Source organism: Billgrantia lactosivorans, assembly GCF_003254665.1.
GTDB lineage: Bacteria > Pseudomonadota > Gammaproteobacteria > Pseudomonadales > Halomonadaceae > Halomonas > Halomonas lactosivorans.
On record NZ_QHGY01000009.1, the window covers coordinates 57,742 to 75,909 of the forward strand.

19 protein-coding genes are annotated in these 18,168 nt (G+C 65.7%); 10 read left to right on the forward strand and 9 right to left on the reverse strand.

All coding sequences use genetic code 11. The features are described 5' to 3' along the window. Positions 1 to 8: 8 nt before the first annotated feature. The 4 genes from DIS04_RS15970 to DIS04_RS15985 are packed head-to-tail and all read left to right on the forward strand — an operon-like array spanning position 9 to position 3,407. On the forward strand, positions 9 to 1,175 hold the full coding sequence (locus DIS04_RS15970; protein WP_111414779.1) for an FAD-dependent monooxygenase: 1,167 nt from the start codon (positions 9 to 11) through the stop codon (positions 1,173 to 1,175). Continuing rightward, on the forward strand, positions 1,172 to 1,990 hold the full coding sequence (locus DIS04_RS15975) for an alpha/beta fold hydrolase (protein WP_111414780.1): 819 nt from the start codon (positions 1,172 to 1,174) through the stop codon (positions 1,988 to 1,990). Before DIS04_RS15970 ends, DIS04_RS15975 begins: the two co-directional genes overlap by 4 nt. Before the next feature lie 15 nt (positions 1,991 to 2,005). Continuing rightward, complete coding sequence (locus DIS04_RS15980; protein WP_111414781.1) at positions 2,006 to 2,758, forward strand: aspartate racemase/maleate isomerase family protein; 753 nt, start codon at positions 2,006 to 2,008, stop codon at positions 2,756 to 2,758. A gap of 10 nt (positions 2,759 to 2,768) precedes the next feature. Continuing rightward, the gene (locus DIS04_RS15985; protein WP_111414782.1) at positions 2,769 to 3,407 is read left to right on the forward strand and encodes an isochorismatase family protein; all 639 of its coding nucleotides are present in this window, start codon (positions 2,769 to 2,771) and stop codon (positions 3,405 to 3,407) included. Between the two features lie 33 nt (positions 3,408 to 3,440). Here DIS04_RS15985 and DIS04_RS15990 read toward each other — a convergent pair whose 3' ends face one another. Beyond that, the gene (locus DIS04_RS15990) at positions 3,441 to 3,923 is read right to left on the reverse strand and encodes a MarR family winged helix-turn-helix transcriptional regulator (protein WP_275951359.1); all 483 of its coding nucleotides are present in this window, start codon (positions 3,921 to 3,923) and stop codon (positions 3,441 to 3,443) included. A 264-nt stretch (positions 3,924 to 4,187) separates the two neighbouring features. On the opposite strand from DIS04_RS15990, the gene DIS04_RS15995 reads away from it, so the two are divergent. From DIS04_RS15995 to DIS04_RS16010, 4 genes are all read left to right on the forward strand, one after another. Then, complete coding sequence (locus DIS04_RS15995; RefSeq protein WP_111414784.1) at positions 4,188 to 6,458, forward strand: xanthine dehydrogenase family protein molybdopterin-binding subunit; 2,271 nt, start codon at positions 4,188 to 4,190, stop codon at positions 6,456 to 6,458. After that, complete coding sequence (locus DIS04_RS16000) at positions 6,458 to 7,435, forward strand: XdhC family protein (RefSeq protein ID WP_111414785.1); 978 nt, start codon at positions 6,458 to 6,460, stop codon at positions 7,433 to 7,435. Before DIS04_RS15995 ends, DIS04_RS16000 begins: the two co-directional genes overlap by 1 nt. Further along, positions 7,425 to 8,027 carry a nucleotidyltransferase family protein gene (locus DIS04_RS16005; RefSeq protein WP_111414786.1) on the forward strand — a complete coding sequence of 201 codons (603 nt, stop codon included), beginning with the start codon at positions 7,425 to 7,427 and terminating at the stop codon, positions 8,025 to 8,027. Before DIS04_RS16000 ends, DIS04_RS16005 begins: the two co-directional genes overlap by 11 nt. Before the next feature lie 490 nt (positions 8,028 to 8,517). Then, a complete protein-coding gene (locus DIS04_RS16010; RefSeq protein ID WP_179951291.1) occupies positions 8,518 to 8,754 on the forward strand; it encodes a hypothetical protein in 237 nt (78 codons plus the stop codon). Between the two features lie 72 nt (positions 8,755 to 8,826). Here the strand turns inward: DIS04_RS16010 and DIS04_RS16015 are convergent, their stop codons facing one another. The 5 genes from DIS04_RS16015 to DIS04_RS16035 all read right to left on the reverse strand — a co-directional run bounded on the left by DIS04_RS16015 (position 8,827) and on the right by DIS04_RS16035 (position 13,213). Continuing rightward, positions 8,827 to 10,557 carry an ExeM/NucH family extracellular endonuclease gene (locus DIS04_RS16015; RefSeq protein WP_111414788.1) on the reverse strand — a complete coding sequence of 577 codons (1,731 nt, stop codon included), beginning with the start codon at positions 10,555 to 10,557 and terminating at the stop codon, positions 8,827 to 8,829. Between the two features lie 38 nt (positions 10,558 to 10,595). Further along, a complete protein-coding gene (locus tag DIS04_RS16020; RefSeq protein WP_111414789.1) occupies positions 10,596 to 10,943 on the reverse strand; it encodes an AzlD domain-containing protein in 348 nt (115 codons plus the stop codon). After that, positions 10,936 to 11,682 (reverse strand): AzlC family ABC transporter permease, encoded by a 747-nt coding sequence (locus tag DIS04_RS16025; protein ID WP_111414790.1) that lies wholly within the window; start codon positions 11,680 to 11,682, stop codon positions 10,936 to 10,938. Before DIS04_RS16025 ends, DIS04_RS16020 begins: the two co-directional genes overlap by 8 nt. Next, a complete protein-coding gene (locus tag DIS04_RS16030; RefSeq protein WP_111414791.1) occupies positions 11,679 to 12,206 on the reverse strand; it encodes a helix-turn-helix domain-containing protein in 528 nt (175 codons plus the stop codon). The genes DIS04_RS16025 and DIS04_RS16030 overlap by 4 nt, the downstream gene beginning before the upstream one ends. A 104-nt stretch (positions 12,207 to 12,310) precedes the next feature. Then, positions 12,311 to 13,213: a LysR family transcriptional regulator gene (locus tag DIS04_RS16035; protein WP_111414792.1), complete on the reverse strand. Its 903-nt coding sequence runs from the start codon at positions 13,211 to 13,213 to the stop codon at positions 12,311 to 12,313. Between the two features lie 160 nt (positions 13,214 to 13,373). Between DIS04_RS16035 and DIS04_RS16040 the strand changes: the two genes are divergently transcribed. Further along, a complete protein-coding gene (locus DIS04_RS16040; RefSeq protein WP_111414793.1) occupies positions 13,374 to 14,033 on the forward strand; it encodes a glutathione S-transferase family protein in 660 nt (219 codons plus the stop codon). A gap of 29 nt (positions 14,034 to 14,062) precedes the next feature. Beyond that, positions 14,063 to 16,156 (forward strand): 2Fe-2S iron-sulfur cluster-binding protein, encoded by a 2,094-nt coding sequence (locus DIS04_RS16045; RefSeq protein WP_111414794.1) that lies wholly within the window; start codon positions 14,063 to 14,065, stop codon positions 16,154 to 16,156. An 8-nt stretch (positions 16,157 to 16,164) separates the two neighbouring features. Here DIS04_RS16045 and DIS04_RS16050 read toward each other — a convergent pair whose 3' ends face one another. The 3 genes from DIS04_RS16050 to DIS04_RS16060 form a co-directional block, all read right to left on the reverse strand. Further along, complete coding sequence (locus DIS04_RS16050; protein ID WP_111414795.1) at positions 16,165 to 16,410, reverse strand: hypothetical protein; 246 nt, start codon at positions 16,408 to 16,410, stop codon at positions 16,165 to 16,167. Between the two features lie 161 nt (positions 16,411 to 16,571). Beyond that, entirely contained in the window at positions 16,572 to 17,591 is a 1,020-nt protein-coding gene (locus tag DIS04_RS16055; RefSeq protein WP_111414796.1) for a LacI family DNA-binding transcriptional regulator, read from the reverse strand. Positions 17,592 to 17,624: 33 nt separating this feature from the next. Next, positions 17,625 to 18,155, reverse strand: coding sequence for a gamma carbonic anhydrase family protein (locus DIS04_RS16060; RefSeq protein WP_111414797.1), 531 nt, complete (start codon positions 18,153 to 18,155; stop codon positions 17,625 to 17,627). Positions 18,156 to 18,168 lie beyond the last annotated feature (13 nt).

Consider the following 18,168-nt stretch of genomic DNA (forward strand, 5'->3'; position numbering starts at 1 on the left):
TGGAGTAAATGACCAAGAATCGAAAAATTGCCGTTATTGGTGCAGGTCTCGGAGGCGCCGCAGCGGGTGCGCTCCTGCAGCAGGCTGGCTACGACACCAGGGTCTACGAGCAGGCACCGGCCTTTTCCCGGCTGGGTGCCGGTATTCACCTCGGTCCCAACGTCATGAAGGTGATGCGTCGCATCGGCATCGAGGACAAGCTCAACGCCATGGGCTCCCACCCGACGCACTGGTTCAGTCGCGATGGCAGGAGCGGTGAGTACCTGTCGCGCATTCCGCTCGGCGCTTTCGCACGCGAAGAGTACGGTGCGGCCTATATCACCGTGCACCGCGGTGACCTGCATGAATTGATGGTAAGCACCCTGGATCAGGAGCGGCTCTACTTCGACAAGCGGTTGGTGGACGTCGACGACAACGGCGACAAGGTGATCATGACCTTCGCCGATGGCACTACCGACGAGGCCGACCTGGTGATCGGTGCCGATGGCGTCAATTCACGCATCCGCGAGAAGCTGCTGGGGCCCGAGGCGCCTACCTACAGCGGCTGGGTCGCCCATCGCGCGATCATCTCGGCAGAGAAGCTCAAGGCCTATGACCTCGACTTCGAGGCGTGCGTGAAGTGGTGGTCGGAGGATCGCCACATGATGGTCTACTTCGTGACCGGCGATGAGAAGGAGTACTACTACGTCACCGGGGTACCGGAGCCGGAGTGGAATCACGGTACCTCCTTCGTGGACAGCTCTCGCGAAGAGATGCGCAAGGCCTTCGAGGGTTATCACCCCACGGTCCAGGCACTGATCGACTGCACCGAGACGGTCACCAAGTGGCCGCTGCTCGAGCGTAACCCCCTGCCACTGTGGCATGAAAACCGCCTGGTTTTGCTTGGCGATGCTTGCCATCCGATGAAGCCGCACATGGCCCAGGGTGCCGCCATGGCCATCGAGGATGCCGCCATGCTGGTGCGCTGCCTGGATAAGGTCGGTGCCGACCGTTATCAGGATGCCTTCGAGCTGTACCGTACCAACCGCTTCGAGCGCGCCTCCCGCGTGCAGAAGGTCTCCCATGACAACACCTGGCTGCGTCATGACGAAGACCCGGCCTGGGTCTTCGGCTATGACGTCTATGAGGTGCCGCTCAAGCAGCTGCAGCACACCGATGAGGAGAGTCCGGCATGAGCAGTACCTTCCTGTACGGCGCCAACGTCCAGGCCAATGGCATTCGCCAGCACTACCTGCGCTATGGCGGAGAGGCATCGGCCACTCGCCAGCCGCTGGTACTGATTCCCGGTATCACCAGCCCGGCCGTGACCTGGGGATTCGTGGCCGAGCGTCTTGGCCGACACTTCGATACCTATGTACTCGACGTGCGCGGCCGGGGTCTCTCCTCCAGCGGTCCCGAACTCGACTACGACACCGATACCTGTGCCGATGACGTGAGCGCGTTCATTGCGGCGCTGGGGCTGGAGGGTGTCATTCTTGCCGGCCATTCCATGGGCGCCCGCTTCGCATTGCGTGCCCTGTCCCGGGGCGCTCGAGACATCGACAAGCTGGTGCTGATCGATCCACCGGTCTCCGGTCCGGGGCGCCGCGAGTACCCCAGCAAACTGCCCTGGTACGTGGATTCGATCCGCGACTGCACCCGGGGGGCCGACCTCGAGACCATGCGTCGGTACTGCCCGACCTGGAGCGAGGACCAGCTGCGCCTGCGCGCCGAATGGCTGCATACCTGCTACGAGCCAGCTATCGTCCAGGCCTTCGAAGAGTTCCACAGCGTGGATATCCACCAGGACCTTCCCGGTGTGACGGTACCGACGCTGTTGATCTGCGCCGGCAAGGGCGGGGTGATTCAGGATCAAGATCGTGCCGAGATCCGCGAACTGCTGCCGTCGATTCGCATCACCACCGCCGAGCGGGCGGGACACATGATTCCCTGGGACGACTACGAGGGCTTCTTCGCCGCCTTCGGGGACTTCCTGGACACTAAACTCTGAGAGAGGCCTTGCGCCATGACCAAGACATACCGTATCGGCCAGATCGTACCCAGCTCCAACATCACCATGGAGACGGAAATTCCCGCGATGCTGGCTGCGAGGCAACTGATTCGCCCCGAGCGTTTCACTTTCCACTCCAGCCGCATGCGCATGAAGACCGTGAGCAAGGATGAACTGGCTGCCATGGATGCCGAGTCCGACCGCTGTGCGTTGGAGCTCTCCGACGCGGCTGTGGATGTGATGGGCTATGCCTGCCTGGTGGCGATAATGTCCATGGGGCCGGGTTACCACCGCGAATCCCAACGGCGCCTGCGTAGCCGCACCGAGGAGAACGGTTGCGACACTCCGGTGGTGACCAGTGCCGGCGCCCTGGTGGATGCCCTGGGCGTAATGAAGGCCAAGCGCGTGGTAGTGGTTGCGCCTTACATGAAGCCGCTTACCGAGATGGTGGTGGATTATATCCGTGAGGAGGGCGTCGAGGTGGTCGACTACCGCGCGCTGGAGATTCCCAATAACCTCGACGTGGCCCGCCACAATCCAGCCAATTTGCCGGAGATTGTCGCCGGCCTCGACTACAGCGACGTGGATGCCATCGTGCTCTCTGCTTGTGTGCAGATGCCATCGCTGGCCGCCGTCTCCAAGGTTGAAGCGATCACTGGCAAGCCGGTGGTCACCGCGGCTATCGCCACTACCTATGCCATGCTCAAGGCCCTCGATCTCGAACCGGTGGTGCCGGGAGCCGGCGCTCTGCTGTCGGGCGCCTACTGAGGAGATCGTCATGACGCAACACGCTCAGGAAGCCAGCGACAACTACAAAGGCGTCTGGGATGGCCGGATCGGTTTCGGTAACAAGCCCGCTCTATTGGTCGTCGACTTCATGCAGGGATACACCACGCCTGGCTCGCCGCTCTATGCCCCGGGTGTGGTAGAGGCGGTGGCAAGGATGCCGCGGCTGTTGGTGGCGGCGCGCAAGGCCCGGGTGCCGGTTATCCATACCAATATCCTTTACCTGGCGCCGGATCAGCGTGATGGAGGCATCTGGGTCAAGAAGGCACCGGTAATGCGTGCCATGGTGCCGGGCAACCCCTATGCAACATTCTGTGAGGAGGTGATCCCGTCTGACGATGAGTTGGTGATTACCAAGCAGTACGCCAGCGCCTTTTTCGGCACTTCGTTGGCCCCGACGCTGGTGGCCATGGGGGTGGATACCCTGATCCTGACCGGCTGCTCGACCAGCGGCTGCATTCGTGCCACCGCCGTGGACGGCCTGCAGCATGGCTTCCGCGTGATGGTGGTGCGCGATTGCGTCGGTGATCGCCACCCCGCCCCCCACGAGGCCAACCTGTTCGATATCGACAGCAAGTACGGCGACGTAGTCTCCCTCGACGAGACGCTGAACCACTTGCGTCATGACTGACCCGACCCGGCCGACGGCGGCCGGGCGGCCACCTCAACCGTCGGCGTTCATCTTCTCCAGCAGATGCATCAGGGCGATACGCTCGGCGGGGTTGAGGTTGCTCATGGTCTGATCGCTGATCTGCTTGGCGATGGGCACCATGGTCTCGACCAGGGTCTCTCCCGCCTCGGTGATGACCACCATCACCTTGCGCTGGTCGCTGGGATCGGTGGTCAGAGTGATCCACTCCCGTGCCTTGAGCCTCTTGATAACCCCGCGGATCGTGGCGGGATCGATGGCGGTGGCATTGACGATCTCGGTGAGCGAGCTTGGTCCACGCTCCATGACCGTGCACAGGGTGACGAACTGGATCGCGGTCAGCTGTTTGTCACAACTGTAGCGTTGGAAGATTGCCGTATGGCGCTGGTAGGCCTTGCGCAGCAGGTGACCAACCTGTTCGGAGAAGTCATAACCCTGCTCGGCGGGTGTTCGGTGGTCGCTGGACATGGCGGCGTGAGCTGGCGTCTCTGTAGTCATGGAGCATCCTTGGTGTGCTGTCGACGACCTCTGGCTGTCACGGTGTCAACGCCGAGTATGGCCTTGGTGGCGGGGCAGAGCAGCCTCGAGCGTCAACGCAGGCGCGACACAGGCTTGCAGACGACGGCGTATTCGTGCTTATTTATGGTGTATACACTATAACTAATTGGTGGACAGAGCAAGCCGGTCTGGCCCCTTTCAGGCCGTTTCGCTGCTTCCACCGTATCGCGTTCCTGGCCACCGATAACAGATAAAGAGGCTTGAATGGCGTCCATATCACTGCCGGACCGACACTCGCTCCTCCATGGGACCGACCTGCTGGTGGTCTACCGAGAGCCCGTGGTGCCGCCCAAGCCGGCGCCGGGCCAACCGGGCGCACACTCTGATTTTATACCCACGGAGCCCGAGCTCTTTATCGCCGTGCTCGCGGATGGTCGGGTGATGGCCTTCAACGGCCACGTGGATCTGGGTACCGGCATTCGCACGGCCCTGGCCCAGATCGTCGCCGAGGAGCTGGAGGTCGCCTTCGAGCAGGTCACGATGGTGCTGGGCCATCCCTTTGAGGTGCCCAACCAGGGGCCGACCATCGCCAGCGCCACCATCCAGATCACCGCCGAGCCGTTGCGGCGTGCGGCAGCCCAGGCGCGCGAATACTTGCTGGATCTGGCGACGAGCCACTTTGGCATGGAGCGAGGCGGCCTGCGGTGTGTCGAGGGACACATTCTGCCGCTCGAGAGGGGGCGAGCCGCCGTGAGTTACGGTGATCTTCTCCACGGCGAGCGTCACGCCTTGAAGCTCGCCGATGAGGTACCGCTCAAGCCAGCCGGTGACTATCGACTGGTAGGACGGTCGGCGCCGCGGGTGGACATTCCCGACAAGGCCGTCGGCAAGCTGACTTTCGTGCATGACCTGCGCCTGCCCGGCATGCTACATGGTCGAGTGATCCGCCCACCCTATACCGGCCATGATCGCGGCGACTTTGTCGGCAACAGCCTGGTGGCGGTGGATGAGGCTTCGGTCGCCGGCATGCCCGGGCTGATCCAGGTAGTGGTGATCGGCGATTTCGTTGGCGTGGTCGCCGAGCGTGAGGAGCAGGCCGCGGCAGCGGCCAGGCAGCTCAAGGTCACCTGGCGCGAGCCGGAGGGCTTGGCCCGGCTCGACGACCTGGAGCAGGCCCTGCGAGAGCTGCCGGCCCAACGGCGTCACCTGCTGGAAGAGGGCGACGTGGAGGAGGCGCTGGCCCGGGCTGCCCATCGTGTATCTCGCACCTATGTCTGGCCTTTCCAGCTGCACGGCTCCATCGGCCCCTCCTGCTCGGTGGCCGACTATCGTGACGACCGGTTGCAGGTGTGGTCCGGCACTCAGAATCCCCATAGCCTGCGCGCTGATCTGTCGCGGCTGATGGGGCTCGATGAGGGCGTTATCACCATCACACGTATGGAGGCCTCTGGCTGTTACGGCCGCAACTGTGCCGACGATGTAGGGGCCGATGCTGCCTTGCTGTCGCGTGCGGTGGAGCGGCCGGTACGAGTACAGCTGACCCGGGAACAGGAGCATGGCTGGGAGCCCAAGGGCGCGGCCCAGTTGATGGAGGTCGAGGGGGGACTGAACGCCGATGGTAGCCCGGCGGGCTATCGTTTCGTTGCCCGCTACCCCTCGAACAATGCCCCGACCCTGGCCCTGCTGCTGACTGGTACCGTCAAGCCCAGCGATATCCCCTTCGAGATGGGGGATCGTACCTCGGTCCCGCCTTATCGCTACCCGCATCGGCAGATCGCCTGCGATGACGTGCCGACCCTGGTGCGCGCCTCCTGGTTGCGAGGGGTCTCGGCCATGCCCAACACCTTCGCGCATGAGAGCCATATCGACGAACTGGCCCAGCTGGCCGGCGAGGATCCGGTGACCTACCGGCTACGCTACCTGGCCGACCCGCGCGCGGTGGAGCTGACCGAGGCCGTGGCCGAGCGAGCGGGCTGGCAGCCTCGGGTCGCCCATTCCTCGCTCCGGGTGGTCGAGGGCTGGCACCATGGGCGAGGGGTTGCCTACGCCCAGTACGTGCACAGCAAGTTTCCCGGCTTCGGTGCGGCCCTGGCGGTTTGGGTGGTGGAGCTGAAGGTGCACCCCGAGAGTGGACGCATCGTCATCGAGCGGCTGGTCGTGGGCCAGGATGCCGGCCTCATGGTCAATCCGGCCGGCGTGCGTCATCAGGTGCATGGCAACGTCATCCAGACGCTGAGCCGGACCCTCAAGGAGCGGGTCTCCTTCGAGGATGGCCTGCCGGTGAGCCGGGAGTGGGGCGGCTATCCAATCCTGCGGTTCTCCGAGCTGCCTGATATCGACGTCATGCTTCTCGAGCGCCCCGAGGCACCGCCGCTGGGAGTCGGGGAATCCACCTCCCTGCCCGGCGCTCCGGCCATCGCCAACGCCCTCTATGATGCCACCGGGGTACGCTTCACCCATCCCCCGTTCACACCGGAGGTGGTGCGCCGCACCCTGGCTGCTGCTCGGTCGGCTCCGGTTGAGGCGATCAGCTGATGCAGCATCTCGATCTGCAGGTCATCGAGCGCGCCCTGCAGTGGGCCAACCGGGGCCATCGTCTATGGCTGTGCACGGTGCTGGCCACCTTTGGCTCGTCGCCCCGGGAGCCCGGCGCCATGCTGGTGGCACGTCAGGACGGTGAGCATCTGGGATCGCTCTCCGGTGGCTGTGTGGAGGAGGACTTTCTCGAGCGGTTGCGCCAGGGGGAATTCAGCGAGCCGGTGCAACGGATCCGGTATGGCGACCAGGGGGAGGCTCCGGGGTCGAGCCGTGTGCGGTTGCCCTGCGGAGGCAGCCTGGAGGTGCTGGTGGAGCGGCTGGAGCCCGACGCGGCCACCCTGACCCACCTGGAGGTGGTGCATGCCACCCTGCTCGGCCGACGAGCCCTGATTCGGCGTGTGCCACTGGATGGTCGCGGGGCGCACTTCGCGCTGGCCGAGGCGCCGGGGCCCGCCATCCTTTGGGAGGAAGGCATCATCGGCGTGCGCATCGGCCCGGCACTGCGCCTGATCATCGCGGGTATCTCACCGGTCTCCCAGGCCTGTGCCAGCTTCGCCAGTACCTTGGGCTTCGAGGTCATCGTCTGCGATCCTCGAGAGGAGGCGCGCCGGGCGTTTGCGGTACCGGGGGTGGAGGTGCAGGCAGTATTGCCCTCGACCTTCATTGCCTCGGGGGCCTGCCATGCCGCCACCGCCGTGGTGGCCTTGACCCATGATCCTCGCATCGACGATCTGGCGATGATCGAGGCCGTGCGCACCGACGCCTTCTATGTCGGCGTCATGGGGTCGCGGCAGACCTCACGTCTGCGCGAGGCACGGCTGCTACGCTCTGGAGGACTCTGCCCCGAGCAGGTCGCCCGGATCGCCATGCCCATTGGCCTTGGTCTCGGCAGCAAGACGCCGGCCGAAATCGCTTTGGCGGTCATGGCCGATATCGTTCGGGTCCATCGGGGCAAGGCGCGAGATGCGCTCTAAGCACTCATTGGCCCTGATCATGGCGGCAGGGCACTCCAGGCGCTTCGGCAGTGACAAGCGACTGGCGCGTCTCGCCGACGGTCGCACGCTACTCGCCACTACCCTGGCCGCCGCCATGGACGCCTTCGAGCAGGTGAGGGTGGTGGTGGATACCCGCGTAGCGCCCGCCGATCTGGGAATTCCCGAGGCCATGGTGCTGGTCATCCGTCCCGCTGCTCCGGTGGGGCTTGGAGGCAGCATCGCCCATGCCTTGCGAGAGCTCGACCAGACGTTGTCGCGCTGTGATGTCCACAGCGTCGCCATCTGGCTGGGCGATATGCCCTGGGTAAGGCCCGAAACCTGCCAGCGGCTGGCCCGACGAGCTGCTGCCGACACCATCGTCAGACCCCTCTACCTCGATATACCCGGACATCCGGTCTTCTTCGGTCGTGACTTCTGGCCTGCCCTGGCCACCAACCTGGATGATCTGGGGGCCAGCCCGGTTCTCGCCCGGTTCGCCGACAGGGTGATTGCCGTGCCGGTAGCCGATCCGGGGGTAATTCGCGATATCGACTATCCAAGTGCGATACCGGGGCCCGAGTCGGCGCCCTGAGCCGTGGCATCCGGCCTGAGCGGACACCTGGAGTGTTCGCTCAGCCAGCTGCCGTCACGGATATCTCGCAACTCGGTGCCCACCACGACGCCTGGCGGGGCCCTTGCAGCTCTCTATTGATGAGTTCAGCCACTGGTGGAGTCATGCCTGGGAGGGGCGAAGAACCCCTCCTTAACTCCGGTGCGGTTCAGCCTTACTTGTCGCCATCTTGATACTCAAGTGCCTGAAATTCTCAAAGAGTGTGGATCGTTATCCGGTCCATGAACCGTCTTCCTACCGAGGCTGTATAAGGGATACAGCGCATCGGCAACCAGAGTGGTCGCAATGACATGCGATTTGGTGCTGCGCTGCGCGGCTTCGATGACTTTCGCTCCGGCCAAGGCGTCGAGTGGATACCGAAGCCGAAGCCGGAGCGGTTGCTTGATTGCCAAAGAAATCAAACGGGATGATTGGTCGTAATTGACTCTATTGGGAGGGAAATGCCATGCGAATGCTATCTATCGGACTGTTGACCGGCGTGCTGGCCCTGGGACTCACAGGCTGTGGCACCACCACCGGCGAGCGAGCGCTGAGTGGCGGCGGCCTGGGGGCAGCCGCCGGTGCCGGCACCGCCTACATGACCGGCGGCAGCGTGACCAGGGGGGCGGTTATCGGAGGCGGCCTGGGCGCAGCCGTCGGCGCGGCCACCAACCGCGACGACATCGACCTGGGACGTCGGCGTTACTGATCCCCTTGAGATGATGCGGGCGTCCACGATATTGGTCGGCGCCCCCATCATCGAGCCTCAAGCTGCTCCCACCTAACGCCACTCCAGGTCCACCGCGATCGGGTCATGATCCGAGGAGCGGAAGGGGTCGGGGCGGAAGTGGGGCGCGGCGTTGTCCGGCCCGTCATAGCCGAGGTAGGGCGGCTCGTCGGCATTGATGGGCCACGGCCGCACTTCTTCCACTGCCGCGGCCAGCTCGGGGCTTGCCAGGGCATGGTCCAGGTAGCCCGACTCACCGCGGAACACATAGCTGTAGCGTCGCTCCGGCGGCAGTTCGCGGGCCATCAGGTTGACCAGCCCTGCGTGGGTCAGGGTGCGGATCGGGTCCTCGGCGCCGTAGGCGTTGAGGTCACCGGCCAGCAGCAGACGCTCGTGCTCCTCGGCGGCAGCGAGGCGGTCGAGGAAGGCGTTCATGGCCTCGGATTGTTCCACCCGGCGCTGGTTCCAGCAGCCCTGGCCGCGGTCGACATCGCCGCTGGGCGGGCAGCCGGACTTGGACTTGAAGTGGGCGGTCACCACACCGAAGGCCGGGCCGCCGTTCACGCTGCGGAAGAAGGCCGCCAGTGGTGGGCGGTGATGGACGCGGCTGTCGTCGGCATAGAGCTCGCTCACGGCTTCTACCCGCTCCGGCCGGTAGAGCAGGGCGAGCTTGATCGCATCGTTGCCGCGGTCGACATCACCACCCACTGCACGATAGCGGATACCGGTCCGCTCGCCGAGCTGCTCGACCAGGTCGGCCAGGGCACGCGGGTTGTTCTCCACTTCGACCAGGGCCAGGATGTCGGCCTGCAGCCCCTCCACCGCAGCGGCAAGCTTGGCCCGTTGGCGCTCCAGCTCGTCGTCGTTGGCAGCACCACGCTGGCCGAGGGTGAGAAAGTAATTCTCGACGTTGAAGGTCGCCACGCGCAGCCGCTCTCCCGGTGCCGGCAGCGGTTCCGGGCGCGGGTTGGCGTCCTCGAAGCGCGGCTCGAGGGTCGGGTGCAGGCGGTAGGCGTCGAAGGCATGGGTGAGTATCCCGGTCAGCCCCTCAACGGTGCTGCCGACACGGCGGGAGCCGTTCGCATCCCGGTAGGGAATGGGGTTCGGGAAGGTGCGGTAGCTGCCGTCGTCCAGCTCGAGGATATCCCTCCGCTGGAGCTCGCCGGGCACATTCGTGGGTCGGAACAGGCGGGTGGCGGCCAGTTTCAGTGAGCCGTAGCGGGCCAGCTCATGGTTGCCGGTAACGGTCAGCACCTGCGGAAACGTCAGAAGCAACCCCTCCCTGCGTGACAGCTGCTCCTCGCTGAGCGGCCAGTCGACCCTCAGCGGCTCGGGCAGTTGGTCGCGGGCACAAGTTTCTATCCGCTCGACCCGCTGCAACTGGATCTGGCCGCGGTACTCGCCGGTGTGGGCGTGGAGCTGCAGGTGCGTGCCGGCAGCGATGAGCGCCCCATCGCTCGGCGTCGCATCAGGCATATAGACGAACAGGCCGACGGGGCCATGCTCGGTCGCCTGCTGCAGATAGAAACCGCCCAGCCGCCCGCGGCCGAGAAACTCGCCGGTTACCACGCCGTCGACAATCACCTCACGGTCGGCGGGCAGGGCCGTGCGTTCACCAATACCCTTGATGGCGGCAAGGTCGACGCTGGATGGCTCGGGGCAACCGGCCGCCGCCGGTAGGGCCAGCAGCAGCAGGGTCAGCAACAGGCTGCCGGGACCTGCACGGCGGGTCACGGTAAGGCGCCGGCGTTGGCCGAAAGTAAGCGGACGGACGGTGATGGTCATGCGTTCTCCAAGGTAAAGGCTACCCCATCTTGGCGACATTAGAGCGTAGCAGTACCCAGCAGCATCACGACGACGCCATAGGCGGCCACGCCGGCGGCCACCGGCCAGCCCAGGGTGCGCTTGCGCCACCACACGGCAAGGGTCGCCAGCACGCCGATGGCGGTGGCGAACCAGGAGCTGGCGCCGGGCGCCACCGGCATCAGCGACACGCCGAAGAGGGCGGCGATCATCAGCGGGCCGAGCAGGCTCAGCCATTGGGGCATGGCCTCGAGGCCGTCGCCGCCCTGCCGCTGCAGGCGCCGCTGCATCCACAGCAGCGGCAGCAGGCGTATCAACAGGGTACCCAGCGCCGAGGCCAGGACGGCGGTCCAGAGGGCGCTACTCATGGTGCTCTCCTTGCGTGTGCTCGCTTTTCCTGGCGTGGCCGAATCTGACGAGCTGGAAACACAGGGCCCCGCAGGCGGCGGCAAGAGGGACCGCCACGTTGGTCAGGCCCAGAGTGGTCAGCAGCAGGGCACTGACGATGGTCAGGCCCAGGGCCAGGCTCCAGCGCCGGGAGGTGAAGCGTGGCGCCACCAGCACCAGGAAGAGCGCGGGCAGGGCGAAGGGCAGGATCTCTCCCATCAGCGCCCAGCGGGCGACCAGTTCGCCGCCGGCAAGTGCCCCCAGCGCGGTGCCGCCGATCCAGCTCAGCCAGGCCAGCAGGGCGGCGCCGGTATACCAGCCAAGGCGTTGCGCGGCGGGCAGCTGGGGCAGGCGGGCATGGGCCAGGGCGAAGATCTGATCGGTGAGGCCGTGCATCAGCCAAGGCCACAGGCGGCTGGCGCTCAGCCAGGGAGCCAGGTTGGGGGCGTAGACGACATGGCGCAGGTTGATCAGCAGCGTCATGGCTACCACCAGCCATAGCGGCGCACCGGCGGCGACCATGCCGACGAACAGGAACTGCGAGGCGCCGGCATAGATCAGCGTCGAGATCGCCACGGCTTCCCAGGCGCTGAAGCCGGCCTGGGTCGCGATCAGTCCGAAGGAGATGGCCACCGGCACATAGCCGCCGAGCAGCGGGATGGCCTCGCTCATGCCGGTCAGCCAGGGGCGGGTGGGTGAGGAGGCGGCTTGCAGGCTCATTCTGGGGGTTCCTCGTGATAGATGACGCTGAGCAGCAGCGTGGCCCAGGCATCCCCGGTGCGGTAGAGATGGGGGCGGTCCGCGGCGAAGGTGAGGGTCTCGCCGGCCGAGAGGCTTCGGGTGTCGCCTTCCGGGCCGGCCTCCAGGGTGCCGCTGATCAGTGTGAGCGTTTCACGGGCGCCGGGGGTATGGGGCTCGGCACGCCGCAGGGTGTGGGGTGCGCAGCGCATCCAGTAGGCGTCGACCTGAGGCGGCTCCTTGCCCTGGTCGAGCAGGCGCACCTCCACGCCATCCTCGCCCAGGGGCACGGCGATGGGCGCCACGAGGGTGCCGAAGGGCACCTTGAGCTGCACCGCCAGGCGCCAGATGGTGTCCAGGGTGGGGTTGCCATTGCCCTGCTCGAGGCGCGACAGGTTCGACTTGGCGATGCCGGCGGCGGCGGCCAGCTGCGACAGCGACAAGCCCTGTGCCTGGCGCAGCTGCTGCAGATGCCGGCCCAGGGTGCCGAGGGAGAGCTTGTCCACGCTAGAGAGTCTCACTGTTCCTTTTAATGAACGTTCTATGAAAGGAACATCCTTTTGTCAACTCGGGATGCCGGGGTAGCCACCACCGGCGGCTGGCCGAGGGGCTAGCGCGCTTTGAGAATCGGCGAGGTCCTCAGGCGCTCCGCTGCCAGATCGAGGAAGGTGCGAATCTTGGCGACGGCGCCGCGGCCTTCGCTGTGCAGCAGGTGGATGGGGAGGGGCGGCGGCTCGTAGGCTTCCAGTACGGCCTTTAGCCGTCCTGCCTCGAGATCCGGCCCGATCTGGTAGGAAAGTACCCGGGTGATGCCCCAGCCGTTGCGTACCGCCTCGATGCAGGCCGCGATACTGCTGACCGTCGCTCGCGGGTGGATGCGTATCGCCTGGCCATGGTCGCTCCCGAAGCGCCACTCCCTGTTGGCGCTCAGTGTCGTGGTGGCGAGGATGCGATGTGCCGCCAGCTCTTCCAGGCTGGTTGGCGTGCCGTGTCGGGCGAGGTAGTCGGGCGCAGCGCAGACCACCCGGCGCACGCTTCCCACCCGGATGGCGGAAAGACCGGAGGAGGGCAGCGGGCCGATACGCACCGCAATGTCGAAGCCTTCTTCGATGATATTGACCACGCGGTCCACCATCACGATTTCCGCGCGCATTTCCGGGTAGGCATCGAGGTATTCCAGCAGGATCGGCATCACGTGAATGCGGCCGAACTCATTGGGGCAGTTGATCCGCAGCAGCCCGGTGGGGCGTGCCGCCGCGCCGCTGGCGGCATCATCGGCCGCCTGCAGTTCCTGGAGGATGCGCCGCGCGTCTTCCAGGTAGCGTGCTCCGATCTCCGTCAGGTGAACCCGTCGCGTGGTACGCGTGAAGAGGCGTACCCCGAGGCGGGCCTCCAGCGCATTGATGCCGCGGGTCACCGAGGGGGCACTCATGCCGATGGCTCGCCCCCCGGCGGCAAGGCTGCCGGCATCGGCCACGGCGACGAAGACTTGCAGGGTCTGGAGACGGTCCATCAAGGGGCTTCCCGATCGGCGTCGATTGGCATCAATTGCTGAAATAATGAATTGAGATTCGTGAGGATTCTAGTGATTTGTTGCAAGGAATAGTCTGGTGACGTTCCGCCGTCGTGAGCTTTCACGGCGTGCCATGCCACTACCAGCAGGAGTCTTTGCCATGCCGACGCCGACTACCGTGAATGCGCGCTTTCCGCGTGATGCCGCGCCGATCCGCCTGTTTCGCAACCCCAAGTCCGGCCACTGCCATCGCGTCGAGCTGATGCTCGCGCTGCTTGAGCTGCCCTATGCGACGGTCGATGTCGATATGGCCAACGGTGCGCACAAGTCGGCCGAGTTCCTCGAGATCAGCCCGTTCGGCCAGGTGCCCGCGATCGAAGACAACGGCGAGTTCTTCAGCGATTCCAACGCCATCCTGGTTTACCTGGCCCGCCGTTATGACGCCCACGACCGTTGGCTTCCCACCGAACCGACCGCCGCCGCCCGGGTACAGCGCTGGTTGTCCGTGGCCGCTGGCGAGATTGCGGTGGGTCCCTGTGCGGCGCGGCTGGTGACGCTCTTCAACGCGACGCTGGATCATGCACAGGCGATTGCCCGTGCGCACTCGCTCCTCTCGGTGATGGAGAAACACCTCGGTCGTCAAGCGTACCTGGCCGGTAGCGAGATCACCCTGGCGGACGTGGCGGGTTACAGCTACATCGCCCACGCCCCGGAGGGTGGGGTCAGTCTCAAGGCATATCCGGCCATCCTCGCCTGGCTCGAGCGCATCGAGGCGCAGCCCGGTTTCGTCGGCATGGTGCGCAGCCCGGCACTGGCCTGATCGAACGGCAGCAACAGGAGGCGAATCCCATGACAGCGAACCGGCGTGTGTTCCATGAGGGCGAGCTCAGAGTACAGCAGCGTGCCGGCGTGCCAGGTGCGTATGTTGATCGCGTTTCCGCCTATGTGCGCGACGCGATGCCCGACCAGCACGTAGCGTTCTTCAGCAATCAGCCGGTACTGTTCATGGGGGCGCTGGACCGGCAGGGGTGGCCGTGGGCGGTGGTGAGCTACGGCGCCCCGGGACAGCTGTGCACGGCGACGTCGAGCGAGCTGTGGATCCGCAAGCTGCCACCGCTGGCGGAAGCCCTGGGCCTCTCGCTGGGGCCCGGGGCAAGGCTGGGGCTGCTTGGGCTCGAGATGACCAGCCGTCGTCGCAATCGGCTGAACGGCACGGTGCGTTCCCGTGATGCCGAGGGGATACGGGTCTCGGTCGACCAGAGCTTCGGCAACTGTCCTCAGTATATCCAGCAGCGCGAGGTGGACTGGCAGGCGGGGCAGGTGGTGCCTCCCGTGATCCGGCAGGTAGCGATCGCCTCGCGTGCCAGCCGGGCCATGCTGGCCCAGGCCGATACGTTCTTCATTGCCACCCGTGCAGGCGAACTGGAAGGAGATTCGAGCCATGGCGTGGACATCTCCCATCGCGGCGGCAAGCCGGGTTTCTTGCTCCTGAACTCGGACGGGAGCCTGTCGTTCCCGGATTTCCCGGGCAATCGCTTCTTCAATACCCTGGGCAACATCGAGCAGGACCCACGGGTCAGTCTGTTCATACCCGATTTCGCGACCGGTGAAGCCCTGGTGCTGCAAGGGCGCGGCCGGATCGACTGGGACCCTCGGCGCGCGTCGCTGGTCGAGGGGGCCGAGCGTATCGTGGACGTCGTGCCGGAGCAGGTCTGGCATGTCGAGCACGCCCTGCCTGTGCACGGGCGGCTGATCGAACGCTCTCCCACGCTGGCGCAGACGGGCACCTGGCCCCACGCGGCTGCCGGGAAGGGCTACCGTCGCCTGCGGGTCGCCGACAAGGTCAGGGAGAGCGAGGTCATCACCTCCTTCTATCTCGAGCCGCTGGCTGCGGATGACCCACCGCTGGCGCCCTATGCGGCGGGTCAGTTCCTCACCCTGCGCCTTGCCGCCAAGGCCGGACAGTCGCTTGCTCGAGGGCAGGCCACGCTGACGCGCAGCTATAGCCTTTCGAGGGCGTGGCATGAGCGGGCATCAAGCTACCGGATCTCGGTCAAGCGAGAAGAGCACGGAAGGGTCTCTCGCCTGCTGCATGACGAATACGCGGTGGGAGACGTGCTCGAGGCGCTGCCGCCGGCCGGAGACTTCACGCTGCGCGAAGGGGCGAGTGCCATCGTGCTGGTGTCGTCCGGCGTGGGCATCACTCCGTTGACCGCCATGCTGGAGACCCTGGTGCAGCGTGCCGATGCCGGAGAGGCGCCACCTGGCGAAGTGTTCTTCGTTCACAGCGCGCGCAACGGGCGGGAACAGGCCTTTGCGGAGGTGCTGAAGGCGTGGGCAGACCGGTACTCCTGGCTGCATTTGCATATCGCCTATACTCGCCCCACTCCGCGGGATGCTTTGGGCAAGACGTATCACTCGCGAGGGCGGTTGACGCTGGCATCGCTCACGACCTGGTTGCCGGACATGACCCGATGCCAGGTCTACCTCTGCGGATCGGAGGGGTTCATGCGAGCGCAGCATGCGGCCCTGCTGGCGCTCGGCATGCCGCGGGAACATCTGCACCATGAGGTCTTCGGGCGCGGCTCGCTTGAGTCACCCGTGGCCACTGAGCCGAAGGCGACTGAGCCACACGCGCTGCCTTCACGCGCCCGGGTCACGTTCGTGTCGGCCTCCAGGGGGCAAGACGGATCGCGCGAGGCGCAGAGCGTCGTCGAGTGGACGCCGGCGCAGGGCACCTTGCTGGAGCTGGCCGAGCAGGCAGGGCTCGCGCCACCCTCAAGCTGCCGGGCAGGGCGCTGTGGGAGCTGCGCGCAGCGCCTGGTAGCCGGTGAGGTGCACTATCCGGTGCCGCCGCAGGCGGCGGTCGTGGAAGGTGAGGTGCTGATGTGCTGTGCGGTCCCGGCCACCGAGACCCCCGTGAGCGTCTGCTTGGCCGAGTGAAGGCGGCGTCAAACGAACTCCGAGTCGTCGGTCCGCACGGTCACGCCGCCTTCCTCGCCGGGCACCATGATCATGAATTCGCCGTTGCCGAGGTAGGTCACGTCGTGGCCGTCGTGGGTGCGGAAGGCGGGGGAACCCCGCGTGGCGCCGGCATGCTGCATTTCGCTGAGTTCGCGGATGCTGACGAACACGTCGATCATGTACTCGCGGCCCTGGTCGTCGAAGGCCATCACGGTCCTCTCGCGCTGGCTCATGGTGCTGCCCTCCCTGTAGTGTCCTCCCTATCCATAGCAGTCAGGCCGAGGCTTGGCGAGCGGTGACGCGGCATGTCGGCGTCGCGCTTCGGGCTCGAACCCCGGCCGGCCTGGACACCAGGGCGTCGCGTGTGACCGTGGCGTTCGCGATCGCAGGTGCTTCATCCTGGGTGGCGGTGCTGCCGTCTCGTGCTGTTACGCAGCATCGGCGTGACGGGCAGGGTGATATGCTCCGGCGGGGTGTCGGGCTGCGCGATTTGGGCCAGCAGAAGTTCGGTGGCCCGCATGACCATGGTGCCCACCGGTTGCTGCAGGGTGGTGAGGGAGTGGCTCGGCCATGACGCCATCGGCACATCGTCGAAACCGATCACCGAAACGTCCTCGGGTACCTTCAGGCAGAACTCGTGACGAAGGATCTCCATGGCGGCAATGGCCATGAGGTCGTTGGCGGCGAAGAGGGCGTCCGGGGCCGGTGTATCGGCGAACAGCCGCCGCGTGGCCTGGCAGGCATCCTCGTAGCGGTAATTGCCGACATCGATGGCATGGCAAGACGCCTCCTTCGAGCCGAGCCCCTCGAGGAACCCCGCCCGCCGCTGCTGCTCGGTGGAGGAGTCCGGCAGCCCCGCGAGGTAGACGATGCGTTCATGCCCCAGCGAAGCCAGGTGTCGGCCGGCCCAGTAACCGCCCTGGAAGTTGTCGCTGCTGACCTGGCTGATCCCCGCGCCGTTGACGGTGCGATTGATGATGACCATGGGTATGCCGAAGTCGGCCACCAGGCGCGCCTGCTGCTCGTTCATGGTCAGGGCGAGCATGAGCACGCCTTCCACCTGGCTCCTGATGATGTCGTCGAGTACCGCATCGAAGTCGCCACTCGAGGGGGCGAAGAACAGCAGCAGGTGGTAGCCCTGCTGCTGAAAGAAGCGTGAGGCTTGCTCGAGCATGAAGCTGTAGAAGGGGTTCTGCAGGCTATAGGTCACGACCGCGATGGTGCGGCTCGAGCGGGTAATGAGCGAGCGGGCTATCGTATTGGGGCGATAGCCAAGCTCGCGAGAGGCATCCATTACCTTTCTGCGTGTTCTCTCCGAGACCTTGGCATTGGGCGAGAAGGCTCGGCTGACGGCGGATTGCGAGACGCCGGCCAGCTTGGCGACATCGCGTGAGGTAACGGATTTTCTTTTCATCGATTCACGTAGTGTCGAGTTGGCTGGGGCCGCCTATGATGCCGGCTCGATGCGCTCGAGCGAGCGATACTGGGCGATCTTCTGCACATAGCTGCGGCTGTTGTCCAGCGCCGACTGGACTTCCTCGTCGCTGAGTTCCCTGATTGCCTTGGCGGGCGCGCCCACGATCAGCGAGCGGGGGGGAAATCGCTTGCCGGAGGTGACCAGCGCGCCGGCGCCGATGATACAGTGATCGCCGACCTCGGCACCGTTGAGCAGCGTCGCGTTCATGCCCACCAGCACGCCATCGCCGATACGGCAGCCATGCAGCATGGCGAGGTGCCCGACGGTGACCTGGCGGCCGATGACGACCGGGTGGCCGGGGTCGGTGTGCACGACGCAGCCATCCTGCAGGTTGCTGCCTGCGCCCACGCTGATCGGTTCATTGTCGCCGCGCAGCACCGCCCCCGGCCAAACGCTGACTTCACGGTCCAGGTGAACCTTTCCTATCAGCGTGGCTTCATCCAGCACCATGGCCGAGGAATCGATCTCGGGCGCGTGGCCTTCGAGTCGGTAGAGGGGCATCAGTCCAGTCTCC

What these genes read in the sequence shown, in the direction of transcription:
- DIS04_RS15970 (WP_111414779.1), top strand. Translation starts at nt 9, where the DNA reads ATGACCAAGAATCGAAAAATTGCCGTTATTGGTGCAGGTCTCGGAGGC.
- DIS04_RS15975 (WP_111414780.1), top strand. Translation starts at nt 1,172, where the DNA reads ATGAGCAGTACCTTCCTGTACGGCGCCAACGTCCAGGCCAATGGCATT.
- DIS04_RS15980 (WP_111414781.1), top strand. Translation starts at nt 2,006, where the DNA reads ATGACCAAGACATACCGTATCGGCCAGATCGTACCCAGCTCCAACATC.
- DIS04_RS15985 (WP_111414782.1), top strand. Translation starts at nt 2,769, where the DNA reads ATGACGCAACACGCTCAGGAAGCCAGCGACAACTACAAAGGCGTCTGG.
- DIS04_RS15990 (WP_275951359.1), bottom strand. Translation starts at nt 3,923, where the DNA reads ATGACTACAGAGACGCCAGCTCACGCCGCCATGTCCAGCGACCACCGA.
- DIS04_RS15995 (WP_111414784.1), top strand. Translation starts at nt 4,188, where the DNA reads ATGGCGTCCATATCACTGCCGGACCGACACTCGCTCCTCCATGGGACC.
- DIS04_RS16000 (WP_111414785.1), top strand. Translation starts at nt 6,458, where the DNA reads ATGCAGCATCTCGATCTGCAGGTCATCGAGCGCGCCCTGCAGTGGGCC.
- DIS04_RS16005 (WP_111414786.1), top strand. Translation starts at nt 7,425, where the DNA reads ATGCGCTCTAAGCACTCATTGGCCCTGATCATGGCGGCAGGGCACTCC.
- DIS04_RS16010 (WP_179951291.1), top strand. Translation starts at nt 8,518, where the DNA reads ATGCTATCTATCGGACTGTTGACCGGCGTGCTGGCCCTGGGACTCACA.
- DIS04_RS16015 (WP_111414788.1), bottom strand. Translation starts at nt 10,557, where the DNA reads ATGACCATCACCGTCCGTCCGCTTACTTTCGGCCAACGCCGGCGCCTT.
- DIS04_RS16020 (WP_111414789.1), bottom strand. Translation starts at nt 10,943, where the DNA reads ATGAGTAGCGCCCTCTGGACCGCCGTCCTGGCCTCGGCGCTGGGTACC.
- DIS04_RS16025 (WP_111414790.1), bottom strand. Translation starts at nt 11,682, where the DNA reads ATGAGCCTGCAAGCCGCCTCCTCACCCACCCGCCCCTGGCTGACCGGC.
- DIS04_RS16035 (WP_111414792.1), bottom strand. Translation starts at nt 13,213, where the DNA reads ATGGACCGTCTCCAGACCCTGCAAGTCTTCGTCGCCGTGGCCGATGCC.
- DIS04_RS16040 (WP_111414793.1), top strand. Translation starts at nt 13,374, where the DNA reads ATGCCGACGCCGACTACCGTGAATGCGCGCTTTCCGCGTGATGCCGCG.
- DIS04_RS16045 (WP_111414794.1), top strand. Translation starts at nt 14,063, where the DNA reads ATGACAGCGAACCGGCGTGTGTTCCATGAGGGCGAGCTCAGAGTACAG.
- DIS04_RS16050 (WP_111414795.1), bottom strand. Translation starts at nt 16,410, where the DNA reads ATGAGCCAGCGCGAGAGGACCGTGATGGCCTTCGACGACCAGGGCCGC.
- DIS04_RS16055 (WP_111414796.1), bottom strand. Translation starts at nt 17,591, where the DNA reads ATGAAAAGAAAATCCGTTACCTCACGCGATGTCGCCAAGCTGGCCGGC.
- DIS04_RS16060 (WP_111414797.1), bottom strand. Translation starts at nt 18,155, where the DNA reads ATGCCCCTCTACCGACTCGAAGGCCACGCGCCCGAGATCGATTCCTCG.